At 47.4% G+C, this 21183-nt stretch carries 17 protein-coding genes and 1 pseudogene; all 18 read left to right on the top strand.

Going from position 1 to position 21183, the window contains the following annotated elements; all coding sequences use genetic code 11:
- Positions 1-98 precede the first annotated feature (98 nt).
- The 18 genes and pseudogenes from cpsG (at position 99) to QRD42_RS17365 (ending at position 21157) form a co-directional block, all read left to right on the top strand.
- Positions 99-1469 (top strand): colanic acid biosynthesis phosphomannomutase CpsG, encoded by a 1371-nt coding sequence (gene cpsG / locus QRD42_RS17450; protein ID WP_321987733.1) that lies wholly within the window; start codon positions 99-101, stop codon positions 1467-1469.
- Positions 1470-1530: 61 nt separating this feature from the next.
- The gene (gene wcaJ, locus QRD42_RS17445) at positions 1531-2925 is read left to right on the top strand and encodes an undecaprenyl-phosphate glucose phosphotransferase (protein WP_072569043.1); all 1395 of its coding nucleotides are present in this window, start codon (positions 1531-1533) and stop codon (positions 2923-2925) included.
- An 11-nt stretch (positions 2926-2936) separates the two neighbouring features.
- A complete protein-coding gene (locus tag QRD42_RS17440; protein WP_072569042.1) occupies positions 2937-4415 on the top strand; it encodes an MOP flippase family protein in 1479 nt (492 codons plus the stop codon).
- Between the two features lie 45 nt (positions 4416-4460).
- Positions 4461-5741: a colanic acid biosynthesis pyruvyl transferase WcaK gene (wcaK, locus tag QRD42_RS17435; protein WP_321987732.1), complete on the top strand. Its 1281-nt coding sequence runs from the start codon at positions 4461-4463 to the stop codon at positions 5739-5741.
- Complete coding sequence (gene wcaL, locus QRD42_RS17430; protein WP_072569040.1) at positions 5738-6958, top strand: colanic acid biosynthesis glycosyltransferase WcaL; 1221 nt, start codon at positions 5738-5740, stop codon at positions 6956-6958. Before wcaK ends, wcaL begins: the two co-directional genes overlap by 4 nt.
- Positions 6959-6969: 11 nt before the next feature.
- The gene (gene wcaM, locus QRD42_RS17425; RefSeq protein ID WP_321987731.1) at positions 6970-8364 is read left to right on the top strand and encodes a colanic acid biosynthesis protein WcaM; all 1395 of its coding nucleotides are present in this window, start codon (positions 6970-6972) and stop codon (positions 8362-8364) included.
- Positions 8365-8536: 172 nt separating this feature from the next.
- Positions 8537-9427, top strand: coding sequence for a UTP--glucose-1-phosphate uridylyltransferase GalF (gene galF / locus QRD42_RS17420; RefSeq protein WP_072569038.1), 891 nt, complete (start codon positions 8537-8539; stop codon positions 9425-9427).
- Between the two features lie 379 nt (positions 9428-9806).
- A complete protein-coding gene (rfbB, locus tag QRD42_RS17415; protein ID WP_321987730.1) occupies positions 9807-10889 on the top strand; it encodes a dTDP-glucose 4,6-dehydratase in 1083 nt (360 codons plus the stop codon).
- 2 nt (positions 10890-10891) lie between these two features.
- The gene (rfbD, locus tag QRD42_RS17410) at positions 10892-11791 is read left to right on the top strand and encodes a dTDP-4-dehydrorhamnose reductase (protein ID WP_072569036.1); all 900 of its coding nucleotides are present in this window, start codon (positions 10892-10894) and stop codon (positions 11789-11791) included.
- A gap of 21 nt (positions 11792-11812) precedes the next feature.
- A complete protein-coding gene (gene rfbA / locus QRD42_RS17405; RefSeq protein ID WP_072569035.1) occupies positions 11813-12691 on the top strand; it encodes a glucose-1-phosphate thymidylyltransferase RfbA in 879 nt (292 codons plus the stop codon).
- Between the two features lie 2 nt (positions 12692-12693).
- The gene (rfbC, locus tag QRD42_RS17400; RefSeq protein WP_072569034.1) at positions 12694-13236 is read left to right on the top strand and encodes a dTDP-4-dehydrorhamnose 3,5-epimerase; all 543 of its coding nucleotides are present in this window, start codon (positions 12694-12696) and stop codon (positions 13234-13236) included.
- 9 nt (positions 13237-13245) lie between these two features.
- Positions 13246-14376 (top strand): dTDP-4-amino-4,6-dideoxygalactose transaminase, encoded by a 1131-nt coding sequence (gene rffA, locus QRD42_RS17395; RefSeq protein ID WP_321987729.1) that lies wholly within the window; start codon positions 13246-13248, stop codon positions 14374-14376.
- Positions 14377-14410: 34 nt separating this feature from the next.
- The gene (locus QRD42_RS17390; protein WP_321987728.1) at positions 14411-15928 is read left to right on the top strand and encodes a lipopolysaccharide biosynthesis protein; all 1518 of its coding nucleotides are present in this window, start codon (positions 14411-14413) and stop codon (positions 15926-15928) included.
- Positions 15929-15935: 7 nt separating this feature from the next.
- The gene (locus QRD42_RS17385; protein WP_321987727.1) at positions 15936-17204 is read left to right on the top strand and encodes a glycosyltransferase; all 1269 of its coding nucleotides are present in this window, start codon (positions 15936-15938) and stop codon (positions 17202-17204) included.
- A gap of 366 nt (positions 17205-17570) precedes the next feature.
- A pseudogene (locus QRD42_RS19635) lies at positions 17571-17712 on the top strand (DapH/DapD/GlmU-related protein); the annotation flags it as partial.
- 212 nt (positions 17713-17924) lie between these two features.
- Entirely contained in the window at positions 17925-18977 is a 1053-nt protein-coding gene (locus QRD42_RS17375; protein ID WP_321987725.1) for a glycoside hydrolase family 99-like domain-containing protein, read from the top strand.
- 57 nt (positions 18978-19034) lie between these two features.
- Complete coding sequence (locus tag QRD42_RS17370) at positions 19035-20063, top strand: EpsG family protein (RefSeq protein WP_318372603.1); 1029 nt, start codon at positions 19035-19037, stop codon at positions 20061-20063.
- 56 nt (positions 20064-20119) lie between these two features.
- Positions 20120-21157 carry a glycosyltransferase gene (locus QRD42_RS17365; RefSeq protein ID WP_321987724.1) on the top strand — a complete coding sequence of 346 codons (1038 nt, stop codon included), beginning with the start codon at positions 20120-20122 and terminating at the stop codon, positions 21155-21157.
- Positions 21158-21183 lie beyond the last annotated feature (26 nt).

The raw sequence follows: 21183 nt of genomic DNA, 5'->3' as shown, positions 1-21183 counted from the left end.
TCACCGGGCCCGGTAAGCAAAACGCCACCGGGCTGGAACAAATAACAAATTTGCCCCAACGGGCTCCAGGCTGTGTGTCGCCTGAAAACGAGGTAATCATGGAAAAATTAACCTGTTTTAAAGCCTACGATATTCGCGGCAAGCTCGGAGAAGAGCTGAACGAAGACATCGCCTGGCGCATTGGTCGCGCCTACGGCGAATACCTGAAGCCGCAGACCATTGTGCTCGGCGGTGATGTGCGTCTGACCAGCGAAGCACTTAAGCTGGCGCTGGCGAAAGGGTTACAGGACGCGGGCGTTGACGTGCTGGACATCGGTCTTTCCGGCACCGAAGAGATCTATTTTGCGACTTTCCATCTCGGCGTGGACGGCGGTATCGAAGTGACCGCCAGCCATAACCCGATGGACTATAACGGTATGAAGCTGGTGCGCAAGGGCGCGCGCCCCATCAGCGGCGATACCGGCCTGCGCGACGTGCAGCGTCTGGCGGAAGCCAATGACTTCCCGCCGGTGAACCCGGAAAAACGCGGCAGCTATAAGCAGATCGATCTGCGCGATGCTTATATCGACCACCTGCTCGGTTACATCGACACCACCAACCTCACCCCGCTGAAGTTAGTCATCAACTCCGGTAACGGCGCGGCAGGGCCGGTGGTGGACGCCATCGAAGCGCGCTTTAAGGCGCTGAACGTGCCGGTGACCTTTATCAAGGTGCACAACAACCCGGACGGCAACTTCCCGAACGGTATTCCTAACCCGCTGCTGCCGGAATGCCGCGATGACACCCGCAATGCGGTGATCGAGCATAAGGCCGATATGGGTATCGCTTTCGACGGCGACTTTGACCGCTGCTTCCTGTTCGACGGCAACGGCCAGTTTATCGAAGGCTATTACATTGTCGGCCTGCTGGCAGAAGCCTTCCTCGAAAAACACCCTGGCGCGAAGATCATTCACGACCCGCGTCTGTCCTGGAACACCGTGGATGTGGTGAAGGCGGCAGGCGGTAAGCCGGTGATGTCGAAAACCGGCCATGCGTTCATCAAAGAGCGTATGCGCGAAGAGGACGCCATCTACGGCGGCGAAATGAGCGCCCACCACTACTTCCGCGACTTTGCATACTGCGACAGCGGCATGATCCCCTGGCTGCTGGTGGCGGAACTGCTGTGTGTGAAAGGGCAGTCGCTGGCGGAACTGGTACGCGATCGCATGACGGCGTTCCCGGCCAGCGGCGAAATCAACAGCAAGCTGGCGGATCCGGCCACCGCTATTGCCCGCGTGGAGCAGCACTATGCCGCCAGCGCGCTGGAAGTCGACCATACCGACGGCATCAGCATGGCGTTCCCGGAATGGCGCTTCAACCTGCGCTCGTCCAATACCGAGCCGGTGGTGCGCCTGAACGTCGAATCACGGGGTGACGTGGCGCTGATGGAGGCACGAACACAGGACATCCTGGCGCTGTTGAACCAGTAGTCGAGCTTGGTTTCCCCTCGCCCGCGGGAAGGGGCGAGGGGACTTAAGAACAGGAACAACGATGATAAATCTAAAAAAGCGCGAGCGAGCTAAAACGAATGCATCGTTAATCTCTATGGTGCAGCGTTTTTCAGACATCACCATCATGTTCGGTGGGCTATGGATCGTCTGCAAGCTACACGCGTTACCCTTTTTTTACCTGCATCTGCTGATGGCCCTGATCACGCTGGTGGTGTTCCAGATGATCGGTGGTATGACCGATTTCTACCGTTCCTGGCGTGGCGTGAAGATCTCGACCGAGCTGGCGCTGCTGCTGCAAAACTGGACGCTGAGCCTGATTTTCAGCGCCGGACTGATGGCCTTCAACGCCGATTTTGATAATACCTTCAGCGTTTTCTTTGCCTGGTACGTATTAAGCAGCGTGGGGCTGGTGACCTGCCGCACGCTGATCCGCTTTTTCGCGGGCTGGCTGCGTCATCATGGCTATAACACCCGCCGGGTGGCGGTGGCAGGCGATCTGCCGGTAGGCCAGGTGCTGCTGGACAGTTTCCGCCATGAGCCCTGGCTGGGCTTTGAAGTGGTGGGCGTCTATCACGATGCCAGACCGGGCGGCGTGACCGCTGACTGGGCGGGCAATTACGACCAACTGCTGGAAGACGCGAAAGCGGGCAAAATTCATAACGTTTACATCGCCATGCCGATGAGCGAAGAGTCCGGCATCAAACGCCTGGTGCGTGAGCTGGCGGATACCACCTGCTCGGTGATCCTCATCCCTGATGTGTTTACCTTTAACATCCTGCATTCGCGCATCGAAGAGATGAACGGCGTGCCGGTAGTGCCGCTGTATGACACACCACTCTCCGGCATGAACCGCGTGCTGAAGCGTCTGGAAGACATTGTGCTCTCCTCACTGATCCTGCTGCTTATCTCCCCGGTGCTGCTGTGCATCGCGGCGGCGGTGAAAATCAGTTCTCCTGGCCCGATTATTTTCCGTCAAACCCGCTACGGTATGGACGGTAAGCCGATCAAGGTGTGGAAATTCCGTTCCATGAAGGTGATGGAAAACGCCGAAGTGGTCACCCAGGCGACGCAGAACGATCCCCGCGTCACCAAAGTGGGCAACTTCCTGCGCCGTACCTCACTTGACGAACTGCCGCAGTTTATCAACGTGCTGACCGGCGGCATGTCGATTGTCGGCCCGCGTCCCCACGCGGTGGCGCACAATGAACAGTATCGCACCCTGATCCAGGGCTACATGCTGCGGCATAAAGTGAAACCGGGCATCACTGGCTGGGCGCAAATCAACGGCTGGCGCGGCGAGACGGACACGCTGGAAAAAATGGAAAAACGTATTGAGTTCGATCTGGAGTACATCCGTGAATGGAGCCTCTGGTTCGATATCAAGATTGTTTTTCTCACCATCTTTAAAGGCTTTGTGAACAAAGCGGCGTATTAAGCGAGCACATCATGAGCCTGAGAGAAAAAACCATCAGCGGCGCAAAGTGGTCAGCCATGGCCACCCTGATCATCATCGGCCTTGGGCTGGTGCAGATGACCTGGCTGGCGCGCATCATCGATAATCACCAGTTCGGCCTGCTCACCGTGTCGCTGGTGATCATCGCCCTGGCGGATACGCTGTCGGATTTTGGCATCGCCAACTCCATTATTCAGCGCAAAGAGATCGGCCATCTCGAACTGACCACCCTCTACTGGCTGAACGTCGGGCTGGGGCTGGTGGTCTGCGCGGCGATGTTTTTGTTAAGCGACGTGATTGCCGGAGTACTGAATAACCCGGATCTGGCGCCGCTGATCAAAACGCTGTCGGTGGCTTTTGTGCTGATCCCCCACGGACAGCAGTTCCGCGCCCTGATGCAGAAAGAGCTGGAGTTCAGCAAGATCGGCATGATTGAAACCGTATCGGTGATGGCGGGCTTCACCTTTACGGTGATCAGCGCCTGGTACTGGCCGCTGGCGATGACCGCGATCCTTGGTTATCTGGTCAACACCGCGGTGCGTACGCTGCTGTTCGGCTTCTTCGGCCGCAAAATTTACCGTCCGGGTCTGCGCTTTTCGCTGGCTTCCGTCAACTCCAACCTGCGCTTTGGCGCGTGGCTGACGGCGGACAGCGTGATCAACTACGTCAACACTAACCTCTCCACGCTGGTGCTGGCGCGTATTCTTGGCGCCAGCGTCGCGGGCGGCTATAACCTGGCCTACAACGTCGCGGTGGTGCCGCCGATGAAGCTCAACCCGATTATCACCCGCGTGCTGTTCCCGGCCTTCGCCAAAATTCAGGACGACACGCAAAAGCTGCGGCTCAACTTCTACAAACTGCTGTCGGTGGTGGGGATCATCAACTTCCCGATCCTGCTCGGCCTGATGGTGGTGTCCGATAACGTGGTGCCGCTGGTGTTTGGCGAGAAGTGGAACAGCATCATCCCCATTCTGCAATTGCTGTGCATCGTCGGCCTGCTGCGCGCGGTGGGCAATCCCATTGGATCGCTGCTGATGGCGAAAGCCCGTGTCGACATCAGCTTCAAATTTAACGTCTTTAAAACCTGCCTGTTCGTCCCGGCGATTATCGCGGGTGGGCACATGGGCGGCGCGCTGGGCGTGACGCTGGGCTTCCTGCTGGTGCAGATTATCAACACCATTCTGAGCTACTTCGTGATGATTAAGCCGGTGCTCGGCTCCAGCTATCGCCAGTACATTCTGAGCCTGTGGCTGCCGTTTTACCTGTCGCTGCCGACGCTGGTGGTGAGCTACGGCCTGGGACTGGCGCTGGACGGGCATCTCTCCCTCGCCACGCTGCTGGCTGTGCAGATCCTGGCCGGTGGGCTGGCGTTCGCGGTGATGATTGTGCTGTCGCGTAATGCGCTGGTGGTGGAGCTGAAACGTCAGTTTTGCCGCAATGAAAAATTAAGAATGCTGCTGCGCGCAGGTTGATTTTATTCACAAATTTACGACATCAATAATTCAGGTGAAACTGTAATGAAACTACTTATTTTAGGTAACCATACCTGTGGAAACCGTGGGGACAGCGCGATTTTACGCGGCTTACTGGATGCCATTACGGTGCTTGAGCCTGACGCTGAAGTGGATGTCATGAGCCGCTATCCGGTGAGCTCCTCCTGGCTGTTAAATCGTCCGGTGATGGGCGATCCGCTGTACAGTCAGATGAAACAGCACAACACCGCCGCCGGTCTGGTCGGGCGGGTGAAAAAAGTCCTGCGTCGCCGTTATCAGCACCAGGTGCTGTTATCCCGCGTGACCGACAGCGGCAAGCTGCGCAATATCGCTATTGCCCAGGGCTTTACCGATTTCGTCCGCCTGCTGTCAGGCTATGACGCCATCATCCAGGTGGGCGGATCTTTCTTTGTCGATCTTTACGGCGTGCCGCAGTTTGAGCATGCCCTGTGCACCTTTATGGCGAAAAAACCGCTGTACATGATCGGCCACAGCGTTGGGCCGTTCCAGGACGCGCAGTTTAACCAGCTGGCGAACTATGTGTTCGGACACTGCGATGCCTTGATCCTGCGTGAGCGCGTAAGTCTTGATCTGATGAAAAAGAGCCAGATCAACACTGATAAGGTGGAGCAGGGCGTGGACACCGCCTGGCTGGTGGATCATCATTATAGCGATTTTACCCCCAGCTATGCGGTGCAGCACTGGCTGGACGTGGCGGCCTCGCAGAAAACCGTCGCCATTACGTTGCGCGAACTGGCGCCCTTCGATAAACGCCTCGGCACCACGCAGCAGGCCTACGAAAAAGCCTTCGCCGAAGTGGTTAACCGTATTCTGGATGCGGGCTGGCAGGTGCTGGCGCTCTCCACCTGCACCGGCATCGACAGCTATAACAAAGATGACCGCATGGTGGCGCTCAATCTGCGTCAGCATGTCAGCGATCCGTCCCGCTATCACGTGGTGATGGATGAGCTTAACGATCTGGAGATGGGCAAAATCTTTGCCGCCTGTGATCTGACCGTCGGCACCCGTCTGCATTCAGCGATCATCTCCATGAACTTCGGCACACCGGCCATCGCCATTAACTACGAGCACAAATCCGCAGGCATCATGCAGCAGCTCGGCATGCCGGAGATGGCGATTGATATTCGTCATTTGCTCGACGGCTCGCTTGCCGCGATGGTGGCGGATACCCTCGGCCAGCTGCCCGCTATTAATCAGCAACTGGCAACGGCGGTGGCCGCAGAACGGAATAACGGATTGCAGATGGTGAAATCGGTGATGGACAGAGTGCGGGGTAAGCAATGAAGGTCAGTTTTTTCCTGCTGAAGTTTCCGCTGTCGTCCGAAACCTTCGTGTTAAACCAGATCACGGCGTTTATCGATATGGGGTTTGACGTGGAGATTATCGCCCTGCATAAGGGCGATCTCAGCAATACCCATGCGGCCTATACCGAATACAAGCTGGCGGAGAAAACTCACTGGCTGCTGGATGAGCCGCAGGGCAAAGCCGCAAAACTGCGCTACCGGGCGCAGGCGATCCTGCGGGGCGCGGGGCGCGCATCCACCTGGAAGGCGCTGAATATGCGCCGCTACGGCGATGAAGCCCGTAACCTGATCCTCGCCGCCATTTGTGGCCTGGCGCCACGCACTTTCAGCGCCGATGTGTTTATCGCCCACTTTGGTCCGGCAGGCGTTACGGCAGCAAAACTGCGTGAACTGGGGGTGATCCGCGGCAAAATCGCCACCGTCTTCCACGGTATCGACGTCTCGCACCGGGACGTACTGGCGCACTATACGCCGGAGTATCAGCAGCTGTTCCGCCGCGGCGATCTGATGTTGCCCATCAGCGATCTGTGGGCCGGTCGCCTGCAAAATATGGGCTGCCCGCCGGAGAAGATCGCCGTTTCGCGTATGGGCGTGGATATGTCGCGCTTTACCCTGCGCGAGGTGAAAGCGCCCGGACAACCCTTGCAGATAATCTCCGTGGCGCGCCTGACTGAGAAAAAAGGGCTGCATGTCGCCATCGAAGCCTGTCGTCTGCTGAAGGCGCGCGGTGTTAATTTCCACTATCGCATTCTCGGCATCGGACCCTGGGAGCGCCGTCTGCGCACTCTGATCGAACAGTTCCAGCTTGAGGACGTGATCGAGATGCCGGGCTTTAAGCCCAGCCATGAAGTGAAGGCGATGCTCGATGAGGCCGACGTGTTCCTGCTGCCGTCCGTAACCGGTGCTGACGGCGATATGGAGGGCATTCCGGTAGCGCTGATGGAAGCGATGGCGGTGGGGATCCCGGTGGTCTCCACGGTGCACAGCGGTATTCCGGAACTGATCGACGCTGACCAGTCCGGCTGGCTGGTCCCTGAGAACGATCCCCAGGCGCTGGCTGACAAACTGGCCGCCTTTAGCAGCATGCAGAGCCAGCAGCTGGTGCCGGTGGTTACCCGAGCGCGTGAAAAAGTCGAAACGGACTTTAATCAGCAGAAAATCAATCAGCGTCTGGCGACGCTGCTCCAGACGCTCTGAACTGAGGTTTTATGACAGCATTTTCCCGTCGACACTTTATTAAGGCCGGTTCCGTACTGGCCTCGCTTCCGCTTCTGCCTGCCGCCGCTTTCGCACAGGGCAGTAAATCCACCGTAGATGTACGCGACTACCAGAAAAACGACTGGATCGCCGCGTTTAAACAGGCGTTCGCCGACGGCGAGACGGTGGAAGTACCTGCCGATCTCGTTTGTGAAAACATCAATACCGGCATTTTTATCCCGGAAGGGAAAACCCTGCTGGTGCGTGGTGCCCTTAAGGGAAATGGTCGCGGACGTTTTGTGTTACAGGATGGCAGTAAGGTCATAGGTGAGAAGGGCGGTAGCCTGTATAACATCACCCTCGACGTGCGGGGATCGGACTGTGTGATCAAGGGACTGGCGATGAGCGGCTACGGGCCGGTGACGCAAATCTACATCGGCGGTAAGAACAAACGTGTAATGCGTAATCTGCTCATCGATAACATCACGGTCACCAAAGCCAACTATGCGATCCTGCGTCAGGGCTTCCATAATCGTATCGACGGCGCGCGTATCACCAACAGCCGCTTCAGCTATTTGCAGGGCGACGCCATTGAGTGGAACGTGGCGATCAACGACAGCAATATTCTTATCTCCGATCACGTCATCGACCATATTGACTGTACCAACGGCAAGATCAACTGGGGCATTGGTATTGGCCTCGCGGGCAGCACCTATGACAATGATTACCCGGAACATCAGGCGGTAAAAAACTTTGTCGTGGCGAACATTACCGGCAGCCACTGCCGCCAGCTGGTGCATGTGGAAAACGGCAAACATTTTGTCATCCGTAATATCAAAGCCACTGACATCACCCCTGAATACAGCAAGAAAGCCGGTATCGATAACGCCACCGTGGCGATTTACGGCTGCGATAATTTCGTGATTGATAACGTCAGCATGACCAACAGCGCCGGTATGCTGATTGGTTACGGCGTGATCAAAGGTAATTACCTCTCTATCCCGCAAAATTTCAAGCTCAACGACGTGCATCTGGATAACAGCAACAGTGAACTGAAACTGCGTGGTATACAGATCTCATCCGGCAACGCGACATCCTTTGTGGCGATCACCAATCTGACGATGAAGCGCGCCACCCTTGCCCTGCACAATAAGCCGCAGCACCTGTTCTTGCGTAACATTAATATCATGCAGGAAGCCGCCACCGGACCGGCGCTGAAAATGCAGTTTGATCTGCGCAAAGACGTGCGCGGTCGCTTTATGGCGAAGCAGGACACGCTGCTTTCACTGGCCAATATTCATGCGGTAAATGAAAAAGGCCAAAGCTCGGTGGACATCGACCGGGTGGATCAGCATGTGGTCAATACCGATAAACTGAACTTCCGTCTGCCTGATAAACGCACATAAAAACAAGTTTGCGAACATTCCTGGTGCGCCAGGAGGCAGCTTCGGATTACATCTACTGCATACGGATATTAACCGGCGTAACATGATTTGCCTCAGCCAGAGGGTGAAAACCTGCTGGATAAAGCAGGCTAAATAGCTATAATTCATCAACCATTTATAGGTGGAATTAATAATGATTAATTTGAAAGCAGTTATTCCGGTAGCCGGACTTGGGATGCACATGTTGCCTGCCACCAAGGCCATTCCAAAAGAAATGCTGCCGATCGTCGACAAGCCAATGATTCAGTACATCGTTGACGAGGTTGTTGCTGCAGGGATCAAAGAAATCGTTCTGGTAACCCACTCTTCAAAAAACGCCGTTGAGAACCATTTCGACACCTCGTACGAACTGGAAGCGCTGCTTGAACAGCGTGTTAAGCGTCAGCTGCTGGCAGAAGTACAGTCTATTTGTCCGCCGGGCGTAACCATTATGAACGTACGTCAGGCACAGCCGCTGGGACTGGGTCACTCCATTCTCTGCGCGCGACCTATCGTCGGCGATAATCCGTTTGTGGTTGTGCTGCCGGATATTATTCTTGATAACGCCAGCGCCGATCCGCTGCGTTATAACCTCGCCGCAATGGTGGCACGTTTTAAAGAAACCGGCCGCAGCCAGGTGCTGGCGAAACGTATGAAGGGCGATCTGTCTGAATACGGTGTGATCCAGACCAAAGAGCCGCTGGACAGCGAAGGTAAAGTCAGCCGCATTATTAACTTCGTCGAAAAACCGGATCAGCCGCAAACGCTGGATACCGATCTGATGGCTGTGGGGCGCTATGTACTGTCTGCCGACATCTGGCCGGAACTGGAAAAAACCGAACCGGGCGCCTGGGAGCGTATCCAGCTGACCGATGCCATTGCTAAACTGGCAGAAAAACAGTCGGTAGACGCGATGCTGATGACCGGCGACAGCTTCGATTGCGGCAAAAAAATGGGCTATATGCAGGCATTTGTCAGCTATGGTCTGCGTAATCTGAAAGAAGGTCAAAAATTCCGCGAAAGCATTGCTAAACTATTACGTTAACGGTTGGCTGATGTTCCGGACGGTTTACGAGTAAGTGAACACAGAGCAGTAGATGATCTCAGAGGCGAATATTTGCCTCTGATGATTATCTGCTGCTTTTTTTATTTTCAACTACAAGTTCTTGTAGATCAACGGCTTAAAAAATATGCGAAGGCCGGTGATCTATAAGAATTTTCCTTGTTTCAATGTGAAATAAGGATGACAATTAGCGGTTGAAAACGGGCGTACGCCCGCTACATTTCGCAGTTGCCCTACAAAATGACCTTACTCAGTCCACTGGTAGCTGTTGAGCCAGGGGCGGTAGCGTGCCTGCGGGCTAAAGCCGCGACAATTCTGTCGTGTCGAACTTCCTCTCAATTTACTAAACGGAATGGATAGCGTGAAAATTCTTGTTACCGGTGGCGCTGGCTTTATTGGCTCTGCAGTTGTCCGACATATTATTAAAAACACTCAAGATTCAGTTGTGAATGTTGATAAATTAACGTACGCCGGTAATCTTGAATCGCTCAGTGATGTCGCTGACAGCGAGCGCTATCATTTTGAACATGCTGATATTTGCGATGCCGCAGCGATGGCGCGTATTTTTGATCAGCATAAGCCGGATGCCGTCATGCATCTGGCGGCCGAAAGCCATGTAGATCGTTCAATCACTGGCCCTGCCGCTTTTATCGAAACCAATATTGTTGGCACCTATGTGCTGCTGGAAGCTGCCCGCGCGTACTGGTCAGCTCTTTCGGACGCGGCAAAATCCGCGTTTCGCTTCCATCACATTTCAACTGATGAAGTCTATGGCGACCTGCCGCATCCGGACGAGCATCCACAAGGCGAGGCATTGCCGCTCTTTACCGAGCAAACGGCCTATGCGCCAAGCAGCCCGTACTCCGCGTCCAAAGCCTCCAGCGATCATCTGGTGCGTGCGTGGCGTCGTACCTATGGTATGCCGACGCTGGTGACTAACTGCTCCAACAACTACGGTCCTTATCACTTCCCCGAGAAGCTGATCCCGTTGGTGATCCTCAATGCGCTGGAAGGTAAAAACTTACCGGTTTATGGCAAAGGCGATCAGATCCGCGACTGGCTGTATGTTGAAGATCATGCTCGCGCGCTCTACACCGTGGTAACACAAGGTCAGCCGGGCGAAACCTACAACATCGGCGGTCATAACGAAAAACAGAACCTCGATGTGGTGCACACCATCTGCGATCTGTTAGATGAAATCGTGCCAAAAGACTCCTCTTACCGCGATCAGATCACTTACGTGGCTGACCGTCCGGGACACGATCGCCGTTATGCTATCGATGCGGATAAAATCAGCCGCGAGCTGGGCTGGAAACCGCAGGAAACCTTTGAATCCGGGATCCGTAAAACCGTTCAATGGTATCTGGATAACCAGCAGTGGGTGGCCAACGTCAAAAGCGGCGCTTATCAGAGCTGGATTGAACAGAACTACGAGAACCGTTAATCATGAATATTCTTCTGTTCGGTAAAACAGGTCAGGTGGGCTGGGAACTGCAACGCGCGCTGGCGCCGCTGGGCAAACTTACGGCAGTCGATGTGCATTCGCAGGAGTATTGCGGCGATTTCAGTAATCCTGAAGGCGTGGCTGAAACCGTGCGCCGTGTGCGTCCGGATGTGATCGTTAACGCGGCGGCGCATACTGCCGTCGATAAAGCGGAATCCGAACGCGATTTCGCCGAATTACTGAATGCGACCAGCGTAGCCGCTATTGCTAAAGAAGCGCAGGCACTGGGCGCATGGGTAGTCCATTATTCCACCGATTATGTCTTCCCGGGCACCGGCGAGACGCCGTGGAAAGAGACTGACGAAACGGCGCCGCTGAATGTTTATGGCGAAACCAAGCTGGCAGGGGAGAAGGCTGTTGCAGAGAACTGCGAAAAACATCTTATCTTCCGCACCAGCTGGGTATATGCCGGCAAAGGCAACAACTTCGCGAAAACCATGCTGCGACTGGCGAAAGAGCGTGAGACGCTGTCGGTAATTAACGATCAGTTTGGTGCGCCGACCGGCGCTGAATTGCTGGCCGATTGCACGGCACATGCCATTCGCGTTGCGCTGCAAAAGCCGGAAGTCGCGGGCTTGTATCATCTGGTGGCTTCAGGCACCACGACCTGGCATGACTATGCGGCGCTTGTGTTTGAAGAGGCGCGTAAAGCGGGCATCGAGCTTTCTCTTAATGAACTGGCTGCGGTATCCACCGAGAGTTTCCCCACACCGGCAAAGCGTCCTCTGAATTCGCGACTAAATACCGAAAAATTTCAGCACACCTTTAGTCTGGTGCTTCCGAAATGGGAAGAGGGCGTTAAGCGTATGCTCGCAGAGTTGTTTACCACAACTGCACATTAACTCATTGTCTGAGATAGTAAAATGAAAACACGGAAAGGCATTATTTTAGCTGGCGGTTCCGGGACACGTCTTTATCCCGTAACGATGGTAGTGAGTAAACAGCTGTTACCAATCTATGACAAGCCGATGATTTATTATCCATTGTCAACGTTAATGCTGGCGGGTATCCGCGATATTCTGATCATCAGCACGCCACAAGATACCCCGCGCTTCGAGCAGTTACTCGGCGACGGCAGCCAGTGGGGATTAAACCTGCAGTATAAAGTGCAGCCAAGCCCTGATGGATTAGCACAGGCTTTCATTATTGGTGAAGATTTCATCGGCGATGATAACTGCGCGCTGGTTCTGGGCGATAATATTTTCTATGGTCACGATTTACCGAAACTGCTTGATGGCGCAGTTTCCAGGGAAAACGGTGCAACTGTCTTCGCTTATCATGTCAACGACCCTGAACGTTACGGCGTTGTAGAATTTGATTCACAAGGCACCGCAATTAGCCTTGAAGAAAAACCTGCTGAACCAAAAAGTAATTATGCGGTTACCGGGTTATATTTTTATGACAACGATGTCATAGAAATGGCTAAAAATCTTAAGCCATCAGCACGTGGTGAGCTGGAGATTACAGATATTAACCGCCTCTATCTGGAAAAAGGCAAACTTTCTGTCGCCATGATGGGACGTGGGTTCGCGTGGCTGGATACAGGAACGCATCAGAGCCTTATTGAAGCCAGTAATTTTATCGAAACAATAGAAGAACGACAGGGTCTGAAAGTATCTTGCCCTGAAGAAATTGCTTTCCGCAAAGGTTTTATCGATGCAGAACAAGTGAAAAAACTGGCTGCGCCGCTGTCGAAAAATGCTTATGGGCAATATTTGCTGAAAATGATTAAAGGTTATTAATGATGAATATAATTAAAACTGAAATCCCTGATGTCTTAATTATTGAACCTAAAGTTTTCAGCGATGAGCGGGGTTTTTTCTTCGAGAGCTTTAACCAGAAAGCACTTGAGGAGCATGTTGGTACAACGCTGTCATTTGTTCAGGATAATCATTCAAAATCTACGCAAGGCGTATTGCGTGGATTACATTACCAGGCCGAACCCTATGCGCAAGGTAAGTTAGTACGCTGTGCAGTAGGAGAAGTATTTGATGTTGCGGTGGATATACGACGTGACTCTGCCACTTTTGGTAAATGGGTGGGCGTCACGCTTTCAGCCGAAAATAAACGTCAGTTATGGATCCCCGAGGGTTTTGCTCACGGTTTCGTAGTGCTAAGCGAAACAGCAGAGTTTTTATACAAAACGACAAATTACTATAACCCCTCAGCGGAGCGTAGCATCGTCTGGAATGATCCAACGCTCAACATTACCTGGCCAATATCGGCAGAAAAAGTGATCCTTTCCGCGAAGGATGCGGATGCTAACTATTTTAATGATCTTAAATAAGGCAGCAAAATGATTCCGTTTAATAAACCGTATATGCAGGGAAATGAGCTAAATTATATTGCCCAGGCAGTGAGTAACGGTAAAATTTCAGGTGATGGTGCATTTACTAAAAAGTGCCATGAGTTTTTTGAGAAAAAATACGGTTTCAAAAAAGTCCTTCTGACTACGTCGTGCACGGATGCTCTCGAAATGGCTGCTATTTTACTTGATATCCAGCCAGGGGATGAGGTGATTGCTCCATCCTATACTTTTGTTTCTACTGTTAATGCATTTTCATTACGCGGTGCAAAATTAGTATTTGTCGATAGTTGCAGCGACAATCCAAATATTGATCCAGTTGCTATCCGTAACAGCATTACAGATAAAACCAGAGCTATTGTAATTGTGCATTATGCGGGTATTGCCTGTGATATGGATGAGATTATGTCTATATCCAGGGAGTATAATATACCGGTTGTAGAAGATGCTGCTCAGGCAATTGACTCATACTACAAAGATAAACCATTAGGTAGTATTGGCACTTTTGGCACGTTTTCATTTCATGAAACAAAAAATATTATTTCTGGTGAAGGCGGAATGCTTGTCATAAATGATGAGCAATATATTCAACGCGCAGAGATCATTCGTGAAAAGGGTACTAACCGCGCTTCATTCTTTAGAGGTGAAGTAAATAAATACGGTTGGGTTGACATCGGTTCTTCTTTCTTACCTTCAGACATTATTGCAGCTTACTTGTATGCACAGCTTGAAAGCTTAGATGACATTCAGGGTAAACGTAAGGCGCTGTGGAATCGTTATAATGCGAATCTTGCCAGCTTAGCGGCTGCAAACATTATTAAATTACCAGATGTTCCGTCTTATGCTACAAACAATGCTCATATGTATTATATTGTTTGTAACGACATAGAAACCCGTTCATCGCTTATTGCTTATCTGAAAGAAAATGGTATCCACTCTGTATTCCATTATTTATCACTTAATAAGAGTGATTTTTTCCTTGAGAAAAATGAGCCTGTAGATCTTGAATACAGTGACCGCTTTACAGATTGTTTACTCAGACTACCTATGTATTATGAGCTCAGTCTGGAACAGGTAGACTCAATTTGCTCCAAAATATCTGACTTCTTCAAAAACATGTAATGTCAGGATTGGCTGGTTTTTATTGTGAGCGGTTATGTTTAAGAAAGTAATAGTATTATATGCCTCGCAGTTGTACAGAGCCGCATTTCCACTGCTATTAGTACCGTTAATTATTGGCATGCTGGGAACGGAACGTTATGGATTAGTATCATTCTTTACTATGCTTATCATGCTAATGGGTCTGTTAGATGCAGGCATTAGCGGTACGTTCATTAAATTAATTGCAACCAATAAAAATCAGCTTGTTAATTTCACAAGAGTTGTAAATTTATTTCTCAAGGTTTTTTGTGGTTTTGTTGTAGTCGCCGGTATTCTTGTTTTCATCTTTAACAACTATGCAGACTATATAGCTAATGACTGGTTGAAGACCAACCTGTCGAACGATGAAACAATAATATGTATTAAACTTACTGGCGTAATACTAGCATTATTATATCTACGCTCGTACCTCCAGAGTTTTGTTAATGGCATGGAGCGTCAGGATTTAATAGCCATATGGAGTATGTTCTATACTACGTTCTTTTATGGCGGTTCGTATCTCGTATTAGTTTATTATTCTAATACATTGATTGCTTTCTTTACTTCTCTTCTGGCTTTAGCAATTGTTGATATTATTGCCACTGCGGGAGGTGTCGCATACGTCATCATGATGCAGCGAAAAACCTTGAATGAATATCATGATAATAATGATCAAGCGGTTCATGAGATTATTTCTTTCAGAAGCGTAATTAAGTTTTCCCTGCAATTATCTGGCCTGTCAATGATATGGGTTATAGCCAGCCAGGTAGATAAGATATCTCTCTCAACCTATACCGATCTCACAAGCTATACGCACTATCAGATTGGTGCACAGCTGAGTACAGTAGTGCTTACATTAGCTGCGCCTTTATCACAGTTGCTTTTGCCAAGAATGAGCGCGCTGGTTAAAGAGAAAGATCATACCAAATTTGTTGAACTATTTAGCCTTAGTTCAATAGGTTATATAGTATGTCTCGCGCCTCTGGTTCCGTATATGTATTTATACGGAGGTGATTTAATTTCATTGTGGCTAAAAAACAGAGAACTTGGCTTCACTGTTAATGAATATGCTAAATGGCTGGTTTCCGCTGCCTTTTTTGCTGGGATGATGAATTTTGTCTTTATCCTTTTGTATTCTACTGGCCAGTTGAAGTTTCACTTTTACGCCTATGCATTATATTCCGCATTAACAATTCCCTTAACAGTGCTTATTGCCAAGTATTTTGGGCCACACTGGTCCTGCATATTCTATTTTATTCAGACGCTTATGTTTATGTTGTTATGGGGCGGTCACTGTGTACATAAGGAGATGACAGGCTATGTCCGCATCATCCCCTTATTGACGATGCTGATCCTCATGGTTTCTTATGTGGCTTTCAAAATCACGCAAAGCTATGAATTATTTTCAGGCAATAAATTACTTTATATTTTATGCCCGCCAATAATTAACCTGGTGATTATTTGTGGTTTTATATATATGTTCAAAAATCAATTCTTAACAGCCATCCATAATTTTAAAATAAAAAAATGGTAGAAAAAATATGAAAATTTTACATTTGTCCACTGGTGATAGTAAGGGTGCTTTCTTTGGTGCGTATCGTACACACACTAATCTTAAAAAGTACGGACACGAATCAAGCATGTGTGTAGTGGAAAAAACATCACACGATAAAGATGTAATTGAGCTTTCACAAAATAAGCGAAAGATATTTAGTATTTTTGGAAGACTGATGCGACGATTTTTTGTGCGTCGAGGTGGCCCGGAAGATAAAATTTATTTAATTTACAATACTACTTTCAGTGTCAGTGAAATTTTTAAAAAATACAGAACTAAACCTGATCTGATTATAGTTTATTTCGTTGCCGATTATCTTTCTGATCATGATATTCTAAAAATACAAAAGCATTATGGATGTCCTGTTGCGTTCTATTTAATGGATGCAGCTATGTTTACCGGCGGTTGTCATTATCCATGGCATTGTGAGGGTTATAAGGTTGATTGTGACAACTGCCCTGCAATGAAATACCCTGAGCTGATCAAACTACCGAAAAATATTTTCCATAAGCGTAAGAAGTATTACATGCAAATGGATTGTTTTTTTCTTTCGGCAAGTAAATGGTTAGATGACCGTTGCGAGTCAAGTGGGATTAAAGCGAAACTGGGCATCAAGAAAGCTATAATCGGTATTGATGAGCAGATTTTCAAACCCCGTACAAAGGTAGTTGCCAACGATATTATTGATGTGCAAATACCTGCCGGGAATAGGGTTATCTTCTTAGGCGCGCAATCCTTAAGTGACCCGAGGAAAGGTGTAAAGTATGTACTTGATGCTTTGGCGTTTATCAGAAAGAACTTTCCCAATCTGCTAACAGGCGTATCGATTTTAACGGTCGGTGATCAAGCCCAGGCTACTCTCCCTGAAGGGATTTCCTTTGTGAATATTGGTTTTATTCATGACAAAGATAAGTATCCTTATCTCTACAATCTGGCAGATGGTTTTATTTGCCCTTCGATAGAGGATGCCGGGCCTATGATGATAAACGAAGCACTGATGTCAGGTGTTCCAGTCATGGCTTTCAAAGTCGGAGTTGCAGAGGATCTCATCGTCGACAGAATCAGCGGTTTCCTTGCGGATAGTATTACTACAAAAGCTTTAGCCAATTCCATCATGGAATTTTTAAAATTGGACGATCCTTCTTTAGCCGCTCTAAAAGAAAGTAGCCGTCAAATGGCTTTACAGCGATGTACTTCACAATGCCAGGTTAAAGCTATCGAGTCACTGGTAAGCAATCAATCTCCTTTAGCATAATATAAATGAAAAGATTCCAACCGTCAGGAAAAAGAAATGCTAGTAGCTTTTGTAAAAAGAAATCTGAAATTATTAATGCGTAAGCATGCATGGCGAAAAAGAAATAAACACAATGATACAGCCATTATAAACGATTTTGATTTTGATAAAGTTCAGGTCGGTAAAATGACCTATGGTTCCCTATATGTACTGGAATGGGGTAATCCGCTTGAACGGCTTGAAATTGGTCATTATGTTTCAATTGCAGGAAATGTCACTTTTGTTTTAGGTGGTAACCATTCGACTATAGGAATCACTTCATTCCCTGTATCAGCAAAAAAGAATTTAAATAAAAATATTGATGCTGGTACCAAGGGACCCATAATCATCAACGATGATGTGTGGATAGGGTGCAATGTAACCATTCTTTCAGGAGTCGAGATTGGCCGTGGAGCGGTCATCGCTGCTGGTTCTGTGGTAACAAAAGATGTAGCTCCTTATGCGGTCGCAGGGGGAAATCCGGCAAAGACAATTAGTATGAGATTATCACCTCAAGAAATTGAATATGCTAAACAAATTGATTTTTCCAAACTTGATTTAAATAACATCGCTGATGATGATGTCAGTTTATTTTATACACGTCCGGACGAAGAAGTGCTTTCCGCCATTAATCAGCGTGTGTTCAAAAATTAAAAACAATTTTGGCCGTTTCCAAGTCATTCATTTTATTCCTGGATTTTTATGAAAACTGAAGTTGAAGAGATTTTTACTTACTATTTACCACAGTTCCATGCTATTCCCGAAAACGATCAGTGGTGGGGAAAGGGTTTTACTGAATGGGTCAAGCTCAAAAGTGCTAAGAAAATTTATAAGGACCACGTAATCCCCCAACCCATAGAGCCTTTGGGTTACTATGATTTGAATGACGTTTCGGTGATTGAGAAACAATATAAAATTGCTAAAGAAAATGGCATTACGTCCTTTTGTTTTTGGCATTACTGGTTTAACGATCATGATATGTTGCTTGAGAAACCAGCAGAGTTATTGTTAAAAAGTGATATTGACGTTAAATTCTGTTTTGCGTGGGCAAACCACACCTGGTGGAATAAAACAGAAAATAAACTCCTCAAAGAACAACATTATGATTTTTCTTTGGAGTCATATTTTAATTATTTGCTGCCATTTTTTAAAGATAAGCGATATACCAAAATCGATAACAAGCCAGTGTTCTTTATTTATGATCTTAAAAATGCATTAAATGGCAAAGAGCTTATCGAGTATTTTACTGCAAGGGCGCAGGCAGAAGGTTTTGATGGCATCTACTTTATTGGCGAAAACATGTTGCCTGGGGATCCAGAAACTAAATTGGTAAACCAGTATTTGAATAGTTGTGATTTTATGAAACATAGAACCTTTATAAGGAAATGTTTCGATTTGCTGATCGTTAAACTTCAACGGTATAATATTTTTATACCTCGCATCTACAAATACGAACGATGTGCAAGAAAAATGAACATGGATATTGATCCTAATTCGTTACAAATACCTGTTATTTTTCCGGGATGGGATTCGAGTATCAGGCATGGTAAAAAAGGGGTCATACTGAAAAATAACTCCCCTGAATTATTTGAAGAACATGTTAAAAATACTGCTAACATAGTTAGTAAAATGAAAAGAAAAATGTTGATGGTAAAATCATGGAACGAATGGGCTGAAGGTAATTATATTGAGCCTTGCAATGTGAATGGTGATTCATATTTAAAAATAATCTCTAAGTATTTTACTACTAAGTAGTTTTCACAAGTGCTACGGCAATTGGTATATTGCGTAATAACCTGATTAAGGTGCTAAATGTATTTTTTACTATATCTTTTGCTGGCGATAATAGCTTTTTCAGATGCTTTTTATCACCGAAAAGCCTACCAAGATCTTCTGACCTTCTTTATTGTAGTAGTGCTTGTGATTTTTGCGGCAACACGCAGCAATGTAGGCCTTGATTGGTATGCTTATGAAAATATGTATATCAACCAGTATGAACTTGTTAGTCAAAATATTGAAATTGGATTTGCGAGTATCTATCGACTATTGGATGGATTAAGTTATCCTTGGGTATTAATGATAATTAATATCCTTAATTTTACTTTATTGATATGCTTTCTTGATAAGTTTTCATATTATAAGAATGTCGCCTTATTAGTCTTCTTTTCGGATTTGTTTTTTTATCTGAATTTAAGTGGGATGCGTCAAAGTATTGCTTTATCAATCTCGCTGATTTCAATATTCTTTGTTGTAAGAAAACAACTTTTTTTCTTTGCCATTACTATATTCATCGCCTGCTTATTCCATAAAACCGCGATTGTATTTTCTTTAGCATATATAGTTAACTATTTCAAAGTTGGATACAGAAATATATTAATTGCTTCTCTTTGTTCATTTATCATTGCTGGCTCATTTTTAACATTGTCAGAGTATTTGAGTGGTTTGGGATATTTCCGTAATGTTGAGCTTTATACTGACAGTGCGTACAACTCAACATACTCAGCTATGGACTATCTGCTTGGGTGTATAAAAAGGGTATTGCCAGTAATACTTTTGCTAATGGTTGTTCCATTACGACAAGTACGCGATAACATTTTCTTGAAACTTTATTTAGTAGGTATGTTTTGCTACCTTGCACTTTATCCCTCTTTCCCGGATATCGCTGTTCGGTTAAGTTTATACTTTTTAGTCTATGATATGATTATTTATGGGCTAATCCTTTATAACTGCAAACATTTAATACAGAAAATAGCGTTCTTCAGTGTGTTACTCCTGGTGACAGCTTATAAGATTAATGGTTATACGACCATGGAAGGTTATATCTACCATAACATACTTTAGTGCTGGTCATAAAAGTTGATCATTAAAATTTAGTATGCAAAGAGATTCTGCGATCTATGAAAATATATGTACTGGTACTTAATGCTTGTGATTTAGGTGGAATAGAAAGAAGTTCTTTTACCTTAGTGAATACTCTCAAGCATTCTGGCTATGATGCTGAAATTGTTTCATTACATGAAAATGCTGAAATTCATATTGATGCAAATGAGCAGTATCGATTACTGACGGGTAAAAATGAAATTCATAAGTTATGGAACTTCTTGAAATCACTTCCCCCTGATGCCGTACTTATATCAGCTTATGATCGCATTTCGTTTTTCCTTTCGCTGCTAAGGAAATTCAGTAAAAAGAAATTCATGCTAATTGCTCATCAGCACGCTGATTATTATGCCCATAGACCACGAGTAAGATTGTTACGTAAATACTCTTACCGTTTAGGATGTGACGCCATAGTCTGTCTGACAAAACAAGATAATGAATACTACAGAAAATGGTTTACTAAGGTATATACAATCCCTAACATTTTAGATGTTAATTTTGCAACGGGCGCAGTTAATGAACCAATTGCAACCCGTCCTGTTGACTTTGTTGCAGCCGGCAGACTACACGAAATCAAAAGATTTACCCATTTTTTGAAGTTGCACGATTATATCAAGAGTCACCGAAACATTACGTCAAAATTATTTGGCCACGGCGAAGAATATGAGAGTTTATTATCATCTTCTCCGTCTGCCACAGAGATATTGTGCGGTAAATCAAGTGATATTTTCAAGGATTTTCAAAAGTCAAAATTTCTTATTGTGACGTCTGAGCGTGAAAGTTTTTCAATGGTTATTATAGAGGCCATGGCAGCCGGGTGTGTAGTAGTGAGTTATGACTGTCCTACTGGTCCTGCTGAACTTATTGAGAATGCTGTGAATGGATTTTTGATTGAAAATGGAAATCTAGAGGCGCTTCAGGAAAAATGTCTGGCGTTATTAGATGATGAGCAGCTTTGCGAGTCTATTTCGAAGAACGCTGTCGCTAGCAGTAAAAAATATTATCCAGATGCAGTGGTAAGTTCCTGGAAAAAAGTATTCTCCATGCACTCATAAAATTTGAATTGTATTTATTATGCATG

It is taken from the genome of Enterobacter sp. PGRG2 (assembly GCF_030291195.1).
Taxonomy (GTDB): Bacteria; Pseudomonadota; Gammaproteobacteria; order Enterobacterales; family Enterobacteriaceae; genus Enterobacter_D.
The sequence above is the reverse complement of the archived record's forward strand: the minus strand, read 5'-3'. Positions and strand labels throughout refer to the sequence as shown.

Bases quoted from the DNA above. Each gene is read 5' to 3' on its own strand.
- cpsG (WP_321987733.1), top strand. From the start codon at position 99: ATGGAAAAATTAACCTGTTTTAAAGCCTACGATATTCGCGGCAAGCTC.
- wcaJ (WP_072569043.1), top strand. From the start codon at position 1,531: ATGATAAATCTAAAAAAGCGCGAGCGAGCTAAAACGAATGCATCGTTA.
- QRD42_RS17440 (WP_072569042.1), top strand. From the start codon at position 2,937: ATGAGCCTGAGAGAAAAAACCATCAGCGGCGCAAAGTGGTCAGCCATG.
- wcaK (WP_321987732.1), top strand. From the start codon at position 4,461: ATGAAACTACTTATTTTAGGTAACCATACCTGTGGAAACCGTGGGGAC.
- wcaL (WP_072569040.1), top strand. From the start codon at position 5,738: ATGAAGGTCAGTTTTTTCCTGCTGAAGTTTCCGCTGTCGTCCGAAACC.
- wcaM (WP_321987731.1), top strand. From the start codon at position 6,970: ATGACAGCATTTTCCCGTCGACACTTTATTAAGGCCGGTTCCGTACTG.
- galF (WP_072569038.1), top strand. From the start codon at position 8,537: ATGATTAATTTGAAAGCAGTTATTCCGGTAGCCGGACTTGGGATGCAC.
- rfbD (WP_072569036.1), top strand. From the start codon at position 10,892: ATGAATATTCTTCTGTTCGGTAAAACAGGTCAGGTGGGCTGGGAACTG.
- rfbA (WP_072569035.1), top strand. From the start codon at position 11,813: ATGAAAACACGGAAAGGCATTATTTTAGCTGGCGGTTCCGGGACACGT.
- rfbC (WP_072569034.1), top strand. From the start codon at position 12,694: ATGAATATAATTAAAACTGAAATCCCTGATGTCTTAATTATTGAACCT.
- rffA (WP_321987729.1), top strand. From the start codon at position 13,246: ATGATTCCGTTTAATAAACCGTATATGCAGGGAAATGAGCTAAATTAT.
- QRD42_RS17390 (WP_321987728.1), top strand. From the start codon at position 14,411: ATGTTTAAGAAAGTAATAGTATTATATGCCTCGCAGTTGTACAGAGCC.
- QRD42_RS17385 (WP_321987727.1), top strand. From the start codon at position 15,936: ATGAAAATTTTACATTTGTCCACTGGTGATAGTAAGGGTGCTTTCTTT.
- QRD42_RS17375 (WP_321987725.1), top strand. From the start codon at position 17,925: ATGAAAACTGAAGTTGAAGAGATTTTTACTTACTATTTACCACAGTTC.
- QRD42_RS17370 (WP_318372603.1), top strand. From the start codon at position 19,035: ATGTATTTTTTACTATATCTTTTGCTGGCGATAATAGCTTTTTCAGAT.
- QRD42_RS17365 (WP_321987724.1), top strand. From the start codon at position 20,120: ATGAAAATATATGTACTGGTACTTAATGCTTGTGATTTAGGTGGAATA.